This window comes from Undibacterium sp. Rencai35W, assembly GCF_049340185.1.
In the GTDB taxonomy this organism is placed as follows: Bacteria; Pseudomonadota; Gammaproteobacteria; order Burkholderiales; family Burkholderiaceae_D; genus Undibacterium.
On the sequence record NZ_JBMPPC010000004.1, the window covers coordinates 167,397 to 182,400 of the forward strand.

The 15,004-nt window shown below is 48.1% G+C and carries 14 protein-coding genes; 12 read left to right on the forward strand and 2 right to left on the reverse strand.

Going from position 1 to position 15,004, the window contains the following annotated elements; all coding sequences use genetic code 11:
* Nucleotides 1-19 precede the first annotated feature (19 nt).
* Complete coding sequence (locus ACO0K3_RS10335; RefSeq protein WP_422984300.1) at nucleotides 20-1,750, reverse strand: diguanylate cyclase domain-containing protein; 1,731 nt, start codon at nucleotides 1,748-1,750, stop codon at nucleotides 20-22.
* Between the two features lie 531 nt (nucleotides 1,751-2,281).
* Between ACO0K3_RS10335 and ACO0K3_RS10340 the strand changes: the two genes are divergently transcribed.
* The 5 genes from ACO0K3_RS10340 to ACO0K3_RS10360 all read left to right on the forward strand — a co-directional run bounded on the left by ACO0K3_RS10340 (nucleotide 2,282) and on the right by ACO0K3_RS10360 (nucleotide 6,306).
* On the forward strand, nucleotides 2,282-3,193 hold the full coding sequence (locus ACO0K3_RS10340) for a DUF3034 family protein (protein WP_422984302.1): 912 nt from the start codon (nucleotides 2,282-2,284) through the stop codon (nucleotides 3,191-3,193).
* Nucleotides 3,194-3,315: 122 nt separating this feature from the next.
* Complete coding sequence (locus ACO0K3_RS10345; RefSeq protein ID WP_422984304.1) at nucleotides 3,316-3,777, forward strand: group I truncated hemoglobin; 462 nt, start codon at nucleotides 3,316-3,318, stop codon at nucleotides 3,775-3,777.
* Between the two features lie 358 nt (nucleotides 3,778-4,135).
* Nucleotides 4,136-5,005, forward strand: a complete 870-nt coding sequence (locus ACO0K3_RS10350) for a DUF3034 family protein (RefSeq protein WP_422984827.1) — start codon at nucleotides 4,136-4,138, stop codon at nucleotides 5,003-5,005.
* Between the two features lie 75 nt (nucleotides 5,006-5,080).
* On the forward strand, nucleotides 5,081-5,530 hold the full coding sequence (locus tag ACO0K3_RS10355) for a group I truncated hemoglobin (RefSeq protein WP_422959115.1): 450 nt from the start codon (nucleotides 5,081-5,083) through the stop codon (nucleotides 5,528-5,530).
* 86 nt (nucleotides 5,531-5,616) lie between these two features.
* On the forward strand, nucleotides 5,617-6,306 hold the full coding sequence (locus ACO0K3_RS10360) for a methylamine utilization protein (protein ID WP_422984306.1): 690 nt from the start codon (nucleotides 5,617-5,619) through the stop codon (nucleotides 6,304-6,306).
* A gap of 192 nt (nucleotides 6,307-6,498) precedes the next feature.
* Here ACO0K3_RS10360 and ACO0K3_RS10365 read toward each other — a convergent pair whose 3' ends face one another.
* Nucleotides 6,499-7,119, reverse strand: coding sequence for an OmpW/AlkL family protein (locus ACO0K3_RS10365; RefSeq protein ID WP_422984308.1), 621 nt, complete (start codon nucleotides 7,117-7,119; stop codon nucleotides 6,499-6,501).
* 176 nt (nucleotides 7,120-7,295) lie between these two features.
* On the opposite strand from ACO0K3_RS10365, the gene ettA reads away from it, so the two are divergent.
* The 7 genes from ettA (at nucleotide 7,296) to ACO0K3_RS10400 (ending at nucleotide 14,947) form a co-directional block, all read left to right on the forward strand.
* Nucleotides 7,296-8,963 (forward strand): energy-dependent translational throttle protein EttA, encoded by a 1,668-nt coding sequence (gene ettA / locus ACO0K3_RS10370; protein ID WP_422959112.1) that lies wholly within the window; start codon nucleotides 7,296-7,298, stop codon nucleotides 8,961-8,963.
* A 50-nt stretch (nucleotides 8,964-9,013) separates the two neighbouring features.
* Complete coding sequence (locus tag ACO0K3_RS10375) at nucleotides 9,014-9,436, forward strand: flagellar basal body-associated FliL family protein (protein ID WP_422984310.1); 423 nt, start codon at nucleotides 9,014-9,016, stop codon at nucleotides 9,434-9,436.
* An 82-nt stretch (nucleotides 9,437-9,518) separates the two neighbouring features.
* A complete protein-coding gene (locus tag ACO0K3_RS10380; RefSeq protein WP_422984312.1) occupies nucleotides 9,519-10,112 on the forward strand; it encodes an IMPACT family protein in 594 nt (197 codons plus the stop codon).
* Between the two features lie 273 nt (nucleotides 10,113-10,385).
* Entirely contained in the window at nucleotides 10,386-11,477 is a 1,092-nt protein-coding gene (locus tag ACO0K3_RS10385; RefSeq protein ID WP_422984314.1) for a trypsin-like serine protease, read from the forward strand.
* Between the two features lie 180 nt (nucleotides 11,478-11,657).
* Nucleotides 11,658-12,431, forward strand: coding sequence for a S1 family peptidase (locus ACO0K3_RS10390; RefSeq protein ID WP_422984316.1), 774 nt, complete (start codon nucleotides 11,658-11,660; stop codon nucleotides 12,429-12,431).
* A 183-nt stretch (nucleotides 12,432-12,614) separates the two neighbouring features.
* On the forward strand, nucleotides 12,615-13,895 hold the full coding sequence (locus ACO0K3_RS10395) for a nucleotide sugar dehydrogenase (RefSeq protein ID WP_422959107.1): 1,281 nt from the start codon (nucleotides 12,615-12,617) through the stop codon (nucleotides 13,893-13,895).
* A 20-nt stretch (nucleotides 13,896-13,915) separates the two neighbouring features.
* Complete coding sequence (locus tag ACO0K3_RS10400; RefSeq protein WP_422984318.1) at nucleotides 13,916-14,947, forward strand: SDR family oxidoreductase; 1,032 nt, start codon at nucleotides 13,916-13,918, stop codon at nucleotides 14,945-14,947.
* Nucleotides 14,948-15,004 lie beyond the last annotated feature (57 nt).

The following is a 15,004-nucleotide window of genomic DNA, read 5'->3' on the forward strand; positions in this document are numbered from 1 at the left end:
ACAGCATAGCCGTTCTGCATCAGACCAAATGCATCTGTTTATTTTTCCGGTCCCGCTTCCGTTTATACATACGACTGTCCGCGATCTTAATCAGTCGCACATAATCGTCGCCATCTTCCGGATAACTCGCCCAGCCGATTGATACGCCGACGCTGACAATCACGTCATCGAGTGCGATCGGCTCTTCTACCAGGGTAGAAATTTTCTCAACCATATTGTGAATATCGATCGAACTCTTTGTATCTTTCAGTAGCAACACAAATTCGTCGCCGCCATAACGGGCCACGATATCGGTGTCCCGGATAGAAGCTTGAAGACGGGCGGCAATAATCACCAATGCGCGATCACCAGCATCATGTCCATAGTTATCATTGATATACTTAAAGCGGTCGAGATCGACGAATAGCAACGTAAATACCTCCAGACCATGCGCCTTGTTCATAGCATTTTTTTGCAGGTAATTGATTTGTGCGAATAAGGATTCTCTGTTGGCGACCTGCGTCAGCTTATCAAAGCGCAGTTTGTTTTCCATTTCAATCAGGGTCTGCGCCAGAATACCGATTTCATCATCACGTCGTATATTCAATTCAGGCAGAGGTTGTCCATCGCCAAATTTTTCTGCCGCACTGGTCAGCTTGCGGATATCCCGGATCACCCTATCCACAATCGTCAGGCCAATGGTCAGGGCAAATACGATACAGGCGATAGCAATCACCAAGCTCTGAAAAAAACCTTGATTGATGCTGCTCATAAAGTCTGAACGCGGCACAGCAACGACGGTCAGCCAATTCAAGCCCTGTCTAGTTCCTAGCGATGACACCGCGACATCGACCGTCCCGATGGCGAGCTCTAACTGCTGAGTCGAAGAGACTGTTTTGTCTCCTTGTAAAATTTTGCGTTGCCAGGTGTCGCTTTTCTTATACGTCTCGCTGATCAGTGGCGATTTCATTTCTGAAGCAAGCAAACGTTCAGGCGCGCCATTCACCCGCTTTACCGCCTGCTCCTCACCCGAGGTCGCAACGATGTAACCATCGCTGTCAATGATATAGGCCACACTATTTTTACTGATATCCAGCGTACGCAAAAAATCTGACAACACTTTCAAGGTGACATCCGTCGCGACAACACCAGCGAGGGAGCGGTCCTGCTGATACACCGCTTTGGCCAGCGTCACTGTTGGTTCTGCGGACGTAAAATCATTATAAATTTTTGACCATACCGGCTTGTCGGTATGCGCCGCTGCCTGATACCACGGCCGTTTGCGCGGATCGTATTGATCAGTACGCAATACTTCGGCACGGTCGCCCGGGGCATTGACTTTATAAACCTGACGCAAAGCGGTATTTGGTTCATGCCAGTACAACTCGACAAAATCATTGCGTATCCGGAAGACGCCGACCATACGGCCATCTTCGCCGCCGTAATAGACATAGTTGTTCACATCCATGAACAGACCACTGGCAGCCCACAATTTAACTTCGAGATTATGCAGATCATCGGAAAAATTCTGCGCCTTTGGCTGACGCTTGGGATCGGGAGCAACAGATTCCAGGGCGATCAGAGCGCCATCAAGATGTTGCTCCGTCGCATGACTAATCCGGTTGACCATATCGATCAAGACCCGTTGCGTCAGTGTATGCACGGCATCGGTTCCCGCCTTCATCGACACCCAGGCAATCGCCGCGGACACACCTATCACCAGCACGGTAATGGGCACAACCAGTTCGCGACGTAAGGAAGACTTGCTCATGCCTTTGGGTTCCTGATGATAATCCGACGATGCTCTGGTCGCAGCCGCATGAGAAGCATGGGGCGCATTTCGCTTTACTTTTCTTTTATAGCAAAATGGTCTTACTTCTTTTTGCAAACGGACAACGGATCACTCGGCATAGATAGCCAGAGTGACGCATCACAATGTATCGAAATTTATACACAACTCAATAATATAGAGACTTGTCGCTGGCTGGTACGATTTTCCATGAGAGGTGTGGGTATTTTTTGGTAAAGTGTTGTCAAATTCGTCGCTGGATTTTTACGGTTTGACGATGACTTTTCCAACGGTATTTAACAATAGTTGATCTAAAGTTGAACTGAACTTCAATTTGGTTTCAACGTACTTTTAATTGAGTTTCAGGAAAAACTTTGTCCTCCGGATATTGTCCGTGACGTTTTTTGTGGTGAAGAAGTAATGCCAAAGCAAGCATAAGCCTGCTACGCTTCATTGCAATGGTTTGCAAACGACTCAAAGCTTATTTTTTACGACGCGTACAGGGAGTAATGAATGTATCAAAACACATTGCGCTCAATCAAGGTCGCTCTGCTCAGCGCCACGCTATGCGGACTCGCAGCGAGTGCCGCTGCCGATAATTTTCCGGCGCCCGACATGGGTAAATTCCTTGCAACAGGCGGCGTCAAACAACTCGAAGGCGCTGGCGGTGGCGGAATTACGCCGTGGGCTTTGATCACCGGATATGGCAGCGAAGATAGCTACGGCATCAACGCGCACATTACTCAAGTCGGTACCCAGGATTACCGACTAAAGACTTACGGAGTCGCCGTGGGTTTCGCCGATAAATTGGAAATGTCGCTCTCAAAACAAGAGTTCAGCGGTAGCCTAGCGCCGCTCGATCAACTGAATATTCAGCAAGACATTGTCGGCATTAAATTAAAACTGACTGGTGATGCGGTATTTGATCAGGATAAATTACTGCCGCAAATCGCCGTTGGTGTCATGCTAAAACGCAATAACGGTATAGCGGGCTTAGGTGCTTTAGGAGTAAGCAACGTCAGGCAACTCGGTGCCAGCAATGACACGGGGGTTGATTACTACGTGTCAGCGACCAAACTCTATCTGGATCAAAGTCTGTTGCTGAGCGCGACCTTGCGTCTGACCAAGGCAAATCAAATGGGTATTCTCGGTTTTGGTGGGGATAAGAGCAATCACTATCAGGCAATGTTCGAAGGCTCCGCCGCCTATCTGATCCATCGCAAGCTGGTCGCTGGCGTGGAATACCGAATGAAGCCACGCAACCTTGGTATCGACAATGAAAAAGATTTTTCTGATATCTTCCTGGCGTATTTTCCGAATAAAAATTTTTCTGTGACTGCCGCCTATGCCAATCTGGGCGACATCACTATTTTTAATCCTAAAAATCAACGCGGCTGGTATCTGTCACTACAGGTTGGTAATTAACAAACGAACAAACGATGACGCCGTCACTATTGGTCACTACTGCAAAAAACAAGACCAAACACTAACATCGCTGGCATCGTACCGGTCTTAGTAACATCACTTCAATTAACACGGATCAGGTTATGCGACATACCGCTTTGTATCAACCACTAGCCGCCCTGTTCATCAGTCTGCCCTTACTGGTTGCCGCCCCCGCGAGCCACGCACAGGCAAACCCTGACGCCAGCGCTTTATATCAGGCCCTGGGCAATCAGGCGGGTATCGGCCTGATTGTCGATGATCTGATTGTGCTGGTCCTGGCTGATGCGCGCATCAAAGACTCATTCAAAGAGACCAACATCAAGCGCCTCAGTCAGTTACTCAAAGAACAATTCTGCGTCCTTTCTGGCGGCCCGTGCAAATATACCGGTGATGATATGAAACTGGTACACGACAAACTGGGCATCACGGCAAGCCAGTTCAACGCCTTAGCAGAAGATTTACAAATCGCCATGGACAAACATCAGATTCCCACGTCAACACAGAATAAACTAATTGCTAAATTAGCACCGATGAAACGGGATATCGTGACGCCGAAAATGTAACGTTTTATAGTAATGATGGCCGACATACAACGCCTTTCATCCGCAGAAATAGATGAGGTCTATTCGCTGTGATCTTGGTAGGGTCTTATTGATTTTCTGCGCTACAGGGTTGCTCTCTTTTTTTCAGCTATTGTCTTCCGCCGTTTTTTTAAACCGCTTTTATCAAGCGCTCTTCTCAGCTGTTCTTCTCAACCGTTTTTACTGGTTTCTCCTGATTGTATTATTTTTTTAAATTCGTTGAATCCGATTTCTGCACGGCCACGTATGTATTTAGGGGACGCCATATGTGCGTTGCACTGACTTATAACCTAACGAGGAAATCAAGATGCTTCTCAGACAACCACTTTTACCAACTCTCATGCTCAGTAGCAGCCTGTTGCTGTGCCAATTTGCTGGCGCGCAAGACCTGACACCGGATATGGGCAAACTGACCGCCACCGGCGGCGTCAGCCAGCTAGAAGGTGCGGGCGGTGGCGGCTTGACGCCTTGGGCGCTGATTTCCGGTTACGGTTCACGCGATAGTTACGGTGCTAACGTGCACTACACTCAGGTGAAAACGCAAGATTACGGCTTAAAGACCTACGGCGTTGCTATCGGTATCGCCGATAGAGTGGAGTTATCTATCGCGAAACAAGAATTCACTGGCAGTCTAGCTCCCTTGAATGCGCTCAATATTCAACAGGATATTGTCGGTGTCAAAGTCAAAGTCTTGGGTGATGCGGTCTATGAGCAAGACAGCTGGATGCCACAAATCGCGGTCGGTGCCATGATCAAGCGCAATAATGGTATCGGCGGATTGGGAGCCCTGGGAGTGACCAACGTCAAGCAACTCGGCGCCAACGATGACCGCGGGGTGGATTACTATGCATCAGCAACCAAAATTTATCTGGAACAAAGTCTGCTGATCAACGGCACCCTGCGCATGACCAAGGCAAATCAAATGGGGATCCTTGGTTTTGGTGGCGATAAGAAAAACAAATATGAGCCGATGCTGGAAGGTTCTGCTGCCTATCTGCTGAATCGCAAGCTGGCAATCGGTGCTGAATACCGTATGAAGCCACGCAATCTTGGCGTCGATAATGAAAAAGATTACTACGACGTTTTTGTCGCGTATTTCCCGACAAAGAATCTATCGATCACTGCGGCTTATGCGACGCTGGGCGACATCACTGTATTTAATCCGACCAATCAACGCGGTTGGTATTTGTCGCTGCAAGCAGGCTTCTGATTTCACGTATGCAGCTTGATGATGTGTACCCGCTCGTCAAGCTGAATCCACACTCTTATTTAGAAAGACATGATCATGCGCACTCATTTTATCCGTCGTAGCCAATATCTTCTCTCCCTACTCGCCGCCTGTGTCTGCATCAGCACCAGTGCTGTTGCTCAGACGGCACCGGACGCAGTCTATCAAGACCTCGGTGGAAAAACCGGTATCAGTAAAATTGTCGGTGATTTTTTACCGATTGTCTTAGCTGACACACGCATTAACGCCGCCTTCAAAGATACCGACATGGAACGCCTGGCACTCATGTTGACAGAGCAGTTCTGCGAAGTCAGCGGCGGCCCATGCAAATACAGCGGCAAGAATATGGCTGAAGCGCATAAAGGTATGAACGTCACCAACGCGCAATTCAATGCACTCGCCGAAGACCTGCAAATCGCCATGGAGAAAAATAATATTCCTTCATCTGTATCGAATAAACTCGTGGCGAAACTTGCACCGATGCAGCGACCTATCGTCAGTAAATAATTGGTGTACATTGGAGGGCGAGTCGCCTTCACTGCAAGCTAGCGAATGCGACGCTCCCTTCACTCATCTCACTTACCGGACCCATCATGCTTTCACACCACCGCAACTCCTGGCTCAGGCTCTCTAAAACAGGCTTGCTGCTATGCGTATTAGGTAGTCTAGGATCGATCTCTCCGGCCTGGTCAGCAACCGTGTTTGGTCTGGCGATTGATAAAAACAGCGCCGTCATGTCGGACGTCGTGGTGTATGCGACGCCCATAGGCGCGCCGATGCCTGCGACGGCGAAGACCGAAGCCGCGATTGTTGCGCAAAGCGATATGCAATTTACACCGTATGTCATGCCGATCCGTGTGGGTTCGCAGGTCAAGTTCCCGAACTACGACAAGATGGAACATCACGTAAAGTCGTTTTCCCCCTCCAAAGAGTTTGAAATCAAAACCTATGAAAAAGGGGTGACGCCGCCGCCAGTGTTGTTTGATAAAGCGGGTATCGTCGTGGTTTACTGCCTGCTGCACAACTGGATGCGCGCCTATGTGCTGGTGCTGGAAACACCTTACTTTGCGAAGACAGATGCCAGCGGTGTGGCAAAAATAGAGAATTTGCCCGACGGACAGTACGAGATCAAAGCCTGGCACCCGAACATGGGCAGCATCAAGCCGCCCCTGAGCCAGACCGTCACCATCAACAATCAGTCAGCACCGTTGAAATTTCAATTTGACTTCGTACCTATTCCAAGAAAACCTGCCCAGTTGCCAAAACCTAATACTGGGTACTAGTATGGCCACAAACAGTACTTTATCCGCTTTATTTACGGTGTGATTAAAAAATACTCCCCATATTTCCAATATTCCCAATAACTTTTAATAATTCCTAATAATTCCTAATACCTCTCAGGGCGATAAAAAAAGCCGCTCAATCGACGTGAGCGGCTTTTTCTATATCGTCAGTGGTGATGATTTCGTCAACGCTTAGAAGCGATATCCAACGCCGACGCCAACCAGCCATGGATCCACCTTAACCGCACTGGCCTTCACGCCACCGATCGTCACATCGCTGCGGATTTGTACTTTTTTCACATCAAAGTTCAAGGACCAGTTTTTATCCAGCTTAAAATCCACCCCTGCTTGCAGCGCCAGACCATAGCTATGTTGATCCAGGTCAGCAGCGCCATTCAGCAATGAGACGTCAGAAATACGCGTGTAATTCACACCGGCACCGAGGTAAGGACTGATCTGTGCTTCGGGTGCAAAATGGTACTGAGCCGTCAATGTTGGTGGCAAATGCTTGAACGTGCCGATTTTGACACCATCCAGCATCACATCATGTTTTTGCGGATACGTCAGGATCAGCTCGGCAGACCAGTTTGGCGTGAAAAAATACGTGAAGTCGACTTCTGGAATCGTTTTACTGCTGACAGTCAGACGATCCGCAGCGCCGGCACCGCCGACAGGATCAGAGCCATTTGCCGGACTAATATTCACCACGCGGGCACGGATTTCCCATGGACTTTGTTGTGCCATTGCCTGATTCGACGCCAGGCCGAGCAGCGCAAAAGAGAGCAGAGACAATGTAGTAGCGATTTTTTTCATTTTAATTTCCTTTTGTTTTCAACAGTGATGAGGCAAGTGTAGTGCCGCGCTACATCAGGCAATTTGAGCTAAATCAAGATTGGTGCGCAGCACAAATTTCGTCTCTTTACTCGTCTTCACTGCGGCATTGAGGTATCCTTGCGGGCATCGACCTCAACCACTAAAAAATTCAAAAAATGGCCAATTACGTCTACACCATGAATCGCGTCGGCAAAATCGTGCCGCCCAAGCGCCAGATTCTGAAAGATATTTCCCTCTCGTTTTTCCCTGGCGCCAAAATCGGCGTACTGGGTCTGAACGGCTCCGGCAAGTCCTCGCTGCTAAAAATCATGGCAGGTATCGACAAAGATATTCAGGGCGAAGCGGTACCGATGCCGAATCTGAATATTGGTTACCTGCCGCAAGAACCACAACTCGACCCGGAGCAAACGGTACGCGAAGCCGTAGAATCCGCCTTGGGTGAAGTATTCGAAGCCAAAGCGAAGTTAGAACAAGTCTATGCAGCCTACGCCGAGCCGGACGCCGACTTCGATGCCCTCGCGAACGAGCAGGCACGACTCGAAGCCATCATCTCCACGTCCGCAGGCGACAACGTTGAACTGCAATTAGAGATGGCAGCCGATGCATTACGCCTGCCGCCTTGGGATGCCAAAATCGGCGTGTTGTCCGGCGGTGAAAAACGCCGTGTCGCCTTGTGCAAACTATTGTTGTCCAAACCCGATATGTTGTTGCTCGATGAACCAACCAACCATCTGGATGCAGAATCCGTCGATTGGCTGGAACAGTTCCTGTTGCGCTTTCCGGGCACCGTAGTCGCAATTACCCATGATCGCTACTTCCTGGATAACGCTGCAGAATGGATTTTGGAACTCGATCGCGGTGCTGGTATACCGTGGAAAGGTAACTACTCTTCCTGGCTTGATCAAAAACAAGCCCGCCTGAAGCAAGAGGAAGCGACGGAATCCGCGCGTCAAAAAGCCCTGCAAAAAGAGTTGGAATGGTCACGCCAAAACCCGAAAGCCCGTCAGGCCAAGAGCAAGGCACGTCTGGCTCGCTTCAACGAAATGAGCGAGCACGAGTACCAAAAACGGAACGAGACACAAGAGATTTTTATCCCCGTCGCCGAGCGTCTGGGTAATGAAGTCATCGAGTTTAAAAACGTATCGAAAGCCTTTGGTGATCGCCTGCTGATCGATAACCTCAGCTTCAAGATCCCGCCTGGCGCCATCGTCGGTATTATTGGCCCGAACGGCGCGGGTAAATCGACGCTGTTTAAAATGATTAAAGGTCTGGAACAACCGGACAGCGGCGAAGTCGTGCTAGGCCAGACAGCGAAAATTTCTCTGGTCGATCAGTCACGCGAAGATTTGGGCAATACCAAAACGGTATTCGAAGACGTCGCGAATGGCGCTGATATTTTGAGCGTCGGTCGTTTTGAAATGCCGTCACGCGCCTATCTTGGCCGTTTCAATTTCAAAGGCGGCGATCAGCAAAAAATCGTCGGCAACTTGTCTGGTGGTGAACGCGGCCGCCTGCATCTGGCGAAAACCTTGCTGCAGGGCGGTAACGTCTTGCTGCTCGATGAACCGTCGAATGATCTGGACGTAGAAACCCTGCGCGCATTGGAAGATGCCTTGCTCGAATTCGCCGGCAGCGTCATGGTGATCTCGCATGATCGGTGGTTCCTTGACCGGATTGCGACGCATATTCTGGCGTTTGAAGGCAATTCACAAGTCAGCTTCTTCGACGGCAACTACCAGGAATATGAAGCAGATAAGAAAAAACGTCTGGGCGAAGAAGGTGCCAAGCCAAAACGCATTCGTTACAAGCCTTTGACAACCTGATTCCACTTCATCGCCCTGTTTCACTCAACTCACCTTTGCGGCAGTCGATCATGAAAAAAAATAACGCCTTTCACCAAGCTGTTTTATTTTGTGTTTTTTGTGCGTCACTGCTGCTCACGGGAATGGCATCAGCCAATTCCGGCGGCAAGGAAGCCAGTGCATCCGGCGGCAGCGCAACCACCAAGCTAGAACCCTTCACCGTCAATTTATCGACCTCGGAACGCTATCTGCAAGTCAGCCTGACGCTGCAATTAGCAAACGCGGAGATAGGGGAAAAAATCAAGGTGTATATGCCTGTCGTCCGGCATTTTATTTTGCTTGGCCTGAGCAGCAAAGAACCGGCACCTTTACAAACAGGTGAAGGAAAACGCGAGCTGATAGAGGAATTACGTAATGCCGTCAATAAAGCGCTGGACGTCAAAGAGCATGATGGCGTAACCGATATTTTTTTTGAAAATTTCGTTATCCAATAATTTTGGAGCGAGATTTACGCCAATGTATTCCAGCGGGCTGAATGTTTTTCCGTAAATCTCGCAGGATGAAAGCATCGAATCGATGTACCAATTAGTCTCGCTGGCTACGGCTGAAATAGAAATTAAAAAAAGCCGTTTTCTCGGACAACTTTATCCCGTTACCACACGTGCTGAAGCACGCTCCTTACTTCTCAATATCCGCGCCACGCACCCGAATGCCGTACATGTGTGCTGGGCATTGATTTGTGACGGAGATTCCGGGCTAGACGATGACGGAGAGCCATCCGGCACTGCGGCCAGACCGATCTACAACGTTCTCGTTCACAAACAACTCCATAACATACTGGCTGTCGTCATACGTTATTGGGGCGGCACCAAGTTAGGCGCTGGCGGACTGACCCGCGCTTACGGGCAGGCAATTTCAGACGCGTTTAAAACTGCCGAACTACAACAAGTCGAATCATATTGCGAACGCATTTTCCATCTTCAGTTCGCCGATGAATCCAGTCTGCGCCGTTTATGCGAGCAGCATCAGATCAGTATAGTCAGCGCCAACTATGCTGACACCGTCGAGCTGCGCCTCAAGCTAAAACAGCAGCAAGTACAGGCATTTGAACAACTGGCATCCGACTTGTTACGCGGCTCTTTGCAGATGCGTGATCCTGATATCTGCTAAATTAATTATATTAATAATATCAATTTACCCCACTACTCGCGTCATTTCCGAGATCAGCCGTAGCACCGGCAAGCTCAGCTCAAAATGTGTCGGAAAATTTTACATTCCTTTACATTTTTTTCTATAAAAAAACATAAGTGCCTGAAAGAAAACATATTTTCATGTATGGCATTGTTTTTGCATTAAGCATTTTCGCGAACAACGCAAATAACACAGATAACAAGCTAGTCTTAAATATCGACCATATAGAACGACCAATCTCAAGGAGAGGCAATGTTACGTCAGAACAATCTTTTTAATAAAGTAGTGGGAGTGACTCTAATCGCGAGTGCATTTTTCGCAGGTCAGACACAAGCATCTCCAATCGTCGGAGGTATCGTTACTCCAACCATTACCTCAGGCGCATTGCCTGATTCACCTGCTGCGCACGTTGATGCCAACACGCCTAACTCACCATTCTCTGGCGTTGTCAGTATCAATATCCGTTACGACGGACAATCCTTCATTTGCTCCGGTGCATTGGTTGGCAAACGCTCGGTCGTATCTGCCGGCCACTGCGTTGATACCGACGGCAATGGTCATATCATCGACATTAACAAACCAGGTAATGACGTTCGCGTGGTATTCAACAGCAATGGTAATGTGAACGCGTTGATCACTGCATCTGCTGTCTCAATGAACTCCAACTACGCAGGCTTTGGTAACTGCCCGGCAGGCGTTAATTCATTCTGCGTGAACGATGATATCTCAGTAATCACCTTGTCCACAGATGCACCTGCCAGCGCAAAAATCTACCGCGTCAGTTCCAATCCAGTCACATCTGGCACACATATCGTGATGGCAGGCTATGGCACATCGGGCGATGGCATTAACGGCTACACCGTGTCACCTAGCTTCTCAAAAAAACGTAGCGGTGAAAACTATGTTGACTTGTTTGACGGTGATGATGAGCAAGGTTTTGGCGGCGCGAACGAAGTGTACTATGCTGACTTTGACGGTGTGAACGCTAAAGGTGTTCTGCAAGACACCTTCTGCACACAATATGGCGTATGCTCACCAGTCCTGCCTAACGACAAAGAATCAGGCATTGGTGGTGGTGATTCCGGCGGACCGTCGTTTGTCATTGACCCAAATACGGGTGAATACATTCTGGTTGCGAATAACACTTTCAGCGGTAATTTCCAAGGTCAGGTCAAAGGATCTTTCGGTACTTACTTCGGTGGTATCTTGTTGGCCAGCTACACTGACTACCTGGTAGCCGCAACTGGTGGAGCGATCCAAATCGTTCCAGAACCAGGCAGCATTGCTATTCTGGGACTCGGTCTGGGTATGTTGCTGATGATTCGTCGTCGCTCAAAAGTATAAGTTTTCTGATCTCTGAAAAAAGCGGCCTCTGGTCGCTTTTTTTACGCCTGCGATCCTGATACTGCATCTCGTTCACATGTAAATAAAGCGCCACAGAAGTTGAAATTGCATTGCGTTTTTATTACGAATCCGCTACGGTGAAGACTCTTCCAACTGGTAGATTTTCTCAACATCATCGCCATGAAAAATATCTCCCGCCATATCTGCCTATCCCTCGTTCTGTCTATTTTTTTTGCAACAAGTGACTGCCATGCCCAGGACTTCATCAATACGGTCAAAGCTGTTAAGCCCTCTGTTGTTGCCATTGGTACGTTTAAAAAAACACGCAGTCCCGCCGTCAGCTTTAGTGGTACGGGATTTATCGTTGGAGACGGTTTAACCGTCATTACCAATGCACACGTAGTCAATGGCAATAGCAGCCTAGAGGCGGATGAAACCATCGGCATACTTACAGGAAAAGACGATACCGCAGAATTTCGCCCGGCAACTGTCGTTGCTGTCGATGAAGAACATGATCTGGCACGCTTAAAAATTTCCGGTACGCCTTTGCCTGCACTCATGCTAGGCAATCCCGATACGGTATCTGAAGGTCAGCAAATTGCATTTACTGGCTTTCCTCTTGGTGCTGCACTAGGTTTTCATCACGCAACACACCGCGGCATTGTGTCATCCATTACCCCTGTTGCCAGGCCGGCACAAGACTCCCGTCGCTTAGATCCCAAAGTGATTGCTCAGCTTAGGAAGGCTGCTTATTCAGTATTTCAACTCGATGCAACAGCCTATCCGGGCAATAGCGGCAGCCCTGTATACGAACCGGAAACAGGAGTCGTCATTGGCGTCATCAATATGGTATTTATTAAAGGTCTGAAAGAAACCGCCATTACGAATCCCAGCGGAATTTCGTACGCAATTCCCGTTAATTACGTCAATGATTTGCTCAAACGCAAGAATTAAAAAGTAAGTTTAAAAAAGGCAAACGCATCCAAATTTAGAATAAAAAATTCTCACTGGAAACATTGCTGTCATTAAAAATTATTAATATAAAGCAAGGACTTAGGCAAAACCGGAGCATCGATATTGTGGCTTTTCTGAGTATCTGTTATATTGTCTGAATATCATTATCAAAATGGAAATCTTATGGATATAGTTGGCGTCGTTGGCTTGGGTTATGTTGGATTGCCTTTAGCCGTAGAATTTGGCAAAAAAATGCAAACCATCGGCTTCGATCTGTCAGCGAGCAAGGTTGCGAGCTACAAGCAATTTATCGATCCAACCGGTGAACTCTCGACAGAAGAATTGCGTGCGTCCACACAATTAAGTGTGAGCACTGATCCTGCCGAATTATCACAAGCAAACTATATCGTGATCGCAGTACCGACTCCCGTTGATCTGGCACATAATCCGGATTTTGGTCCTTTGATCGGTGCCAGCGAAACAGTAGGCAAGCATTTGAAAAAAGGAACGATCGTTGTCTATGAGTCGACCGTCTATCCGGGCGCAACAGAAGAAGTTTGCATTCCCGTCCTAGAGAAGCATTCAGGACTAAAATGGAAAGAAGATTTCCACGTCGGTTTTTCCCCGGAACGGATTAATCCGGGCGACAAAGAACATACCCTGACAACGATTTTAAAAATCGTCTCCGGCGACGATGCAGATACGCTGGATAAAGTCGCAAAACTGTATGAACGCATCGTTCGTGCCGGCGTGCATCGTGCGACCAGCATCAAAGTCGCAGAGGCGGCAAAAGTTATCGAAAATACCCAGCGCGATTTAAATATCGCCTTGATGAATGAGTTGTCGATTATTTTTGACATGATCGGCATTGATACGCTGGAAGTTCTGGAGGCAGCTGGCACCAAATGGAATTTCCTGAATTTCCGTCCCGGCTTGGTCGGCGGACATTGCATCGGCGTCGATCCTTATTACCTGACACATAAAGCGGACATGCTGGGCTATCACCCGCAAGTCATTTTGGCAGGACGTCGTATCAACGATGGGATGGCTAAATTTATTGCAGAAAAGGTCGTCAAAGAAATCATCAAATCCGGTCATCATGTTAAAGGCTGTATTGTCAACGTATTAGGCTTAACCTTTAAAGAAAATTGTCCCGATCTGCGTAACTCTAAGGTTGCCGATATGATTTTTGAACTGCAATCGTATGGCGTTGATGTGCATATTCACGATCCGCTGGCAGATGCCGCAGAAGCGCAGCACGAATATGGCCTGAAGCTAGAAACCTGGGAACAATTACCGCTTGCAACGGTAACGATTGCAGCCGTTTCCCATCAGGAATTAATGCAACGTCCTTTGTCCGACTATCAGGCGAAATCTATTCCGAATGGCTGCTTCGTCGATATCAAGTCGAAGTTTGACCGTGCCGCCTTGCGTGATGCGGGCTTCAGCATCTGGCGTCTCTAAAATATACCGGCATCAAAAACATGGCAACCTACCAAGCTATTCAAGAACAATTACAGAACCATCAGTCAACCTGGCTGATTACGGGCGTTGCAGGATTTATTGGTTCCAATCTTCTGGAAACACTGCTGAAGCTCAATCAAAAAGTAGTTGGTCTCGATAATTTCGCAACCGGGCATCAACACAATCTGGATCAGGTAAAAGAACTTGTCGGGCCGTCAGCCTGGTCAAACTTTCGCTTTATCCAAGGTGATATCCGGCATTTGGCAGATTGCCAGCAAGCCTGCACAGGCGTCGATTATGTCTTACACCATGCGGCACTGGGATCGGTACCACGTTCGATTGAAGATCCGCTGCTGGCAAATGAAAACAATGTCACCGGGTTTTTAACGATGTTGACGGCATCCCGTGATGCGAAGGTCAAGCGCTTTGTTTATGCTGCGTCCAGCTCTACCTACGGAGATCATCCGGATTTACCAAAAATCGAAGACATCATTGGCAAACCACTGTCACCTTACGCCGTGACTAAATATGTCAACGAGTTATACGCCGATGTATATGCGCGATGCTATGGAGTTGAATCGATAGGACTACGGTATTTCAATGTATTCGGTCCCAGACAGGATCCGAATGGTGCCTATGCTGCGGTGATTCCGCAGTGGATCGCAGCGCTAATCAAAAACTCCACCTTGAGCATCAATGGCGATGGCGAGACCACGCGCGATTTCTGCTATGTCGATAACGTCGTACAAGCAAACTTACTAGCTGCGTTGAGTCAGAATCCCGAGGCGGTGAACCAGATTTATAACGTTGCTCTCAATGACACGACGAGTCTGAATCAATTGTACAAAATGATGCAACAGTTATTGATGAGCAGCTTTGCGCATATTCAAACGCATCAACCCAAGTATGAACCGTTCCGTGTCGGTGATATCAGGCACTCACAGGCTGATATTACTAAGGCTAAAAATTTATTAGGCTATGCGCCAACACATAGCGTTGATGCGGGTCTCAGGGAAGCGATGGATTGGTATAAAGCGAATTTACAAGCTTAAAATCCTCTATTAACCATCTCAGAAAATATGTCGAATAATCATATACTGAGATGGCAT

What these genes read in the sequence shown, in the direction of transcription:
- ACO0K3_RS10360 (WP_422984306.1), top strand. Translation starts at nt 5,617, where the DNA reads ATGCTTTCACACCACCGCAACTCCTGGCTCAGGCTCTCTAAAACAGGC.
- ACO0K3_RS10400 (WP_422984318.1), top strand. Translation starts at nt 13,916, where the DNA reads ATGGCAACCTACCAAGCTATTCAAGAACAATTACAGAACCATCAGTCA.
- ACO0K3_RS10380 (WP_422984312.1), top strand. Translation starts at nt 9,519, where the DNA reads ATGTACCAATTAGTCTCGCTGGCTACGGCTGAAATAGAAATTAAAAAA.
- ACO0K3_RS10335 (WP_422984300.1), bottom strand. Translation starts at nt 1,750, where the DNA reads ATGAGCAAGTCTTCCTTACGTCGCGAACTGGTTGTGCCCATTACCGTG.
- ACO0K3_RS10340 (WP_422984302.1), top strand. Translation starts at nt 2,282, where the DNA reads ATGTATCAAAACACATTGCGCTCAATCAAGGTCGCTCTGCTCAGCGCC.
- ACO0K3_RS10355 (WP_422959115.1), top strand. Translation starts at nt 5,081, where the DNA reads ATGCGCACTCATTTTATCCGTCGTAGCCAATATCTTCTCTCCCTACTC.
- ACO0K3_RS10395 (WP_422959107.1), top strand. Translation starts at nt 12,615, where the DNA reads ATGGATATAGTTGGCGTCGTTGGCTTGGGTTATGTTGGATTGCCTTTA.
- ACO0K3_RS10365 (WP_422984308.1), bottom strand. Translation starts at nt 7,119, where the DNA reads ATGAAAAAAATCGCTACTACATTGTCTCTGCTCTCTTTTGCGCTGCTC.
- ACO0K3_RS10385 (WP_422984314.1), top strand. Translation starts at nt 10,386, where the DNA reads ATGTTACGTCAGAACAATCTTTTTAATAAAGTAGTGGGAGTGACTCTA.
- ACO0K3_RS10390 (WP_422984316.1), top strand. Translation starts at nt 11,658, where the DNA reads ATGAAAAATATCTCCCGCCATATCTGCCTATCCCTCGTTCTGTCTATT.
- ACO0K3_RS10350 (WP_422984827.1), top strand. Translation starts at nt 4,136, where the DNA reads ATGCTCAGTAGCAGCCTGTTGCTGTGCCAATTTGCTGGCGCGCAAGAC.
- ACO0K3_RS10345 (WP_422984304.1), top strand. Translation starts at nt 3,316, where the DNA reads ATGCGACATACCGCTTTGTATCAACCACTAGCCGCCCTGTTCATCAGT.
- ettA (WP_422959112.1), top strand. Translation starts at nt 7,296, where the DNA reads ATGGCCAATTACGTCTACACCATGAATCGCGTCGGCAAAATCGTGCCG.
- ACO0K3_RS10375 (WP_422984310.1), top strand. Translation starts at nt 9,014, where the DNA reads ATGAAAAAAAATAACGCCTTTCACCAAGCTGTTTTATTTTGTGTTTTT.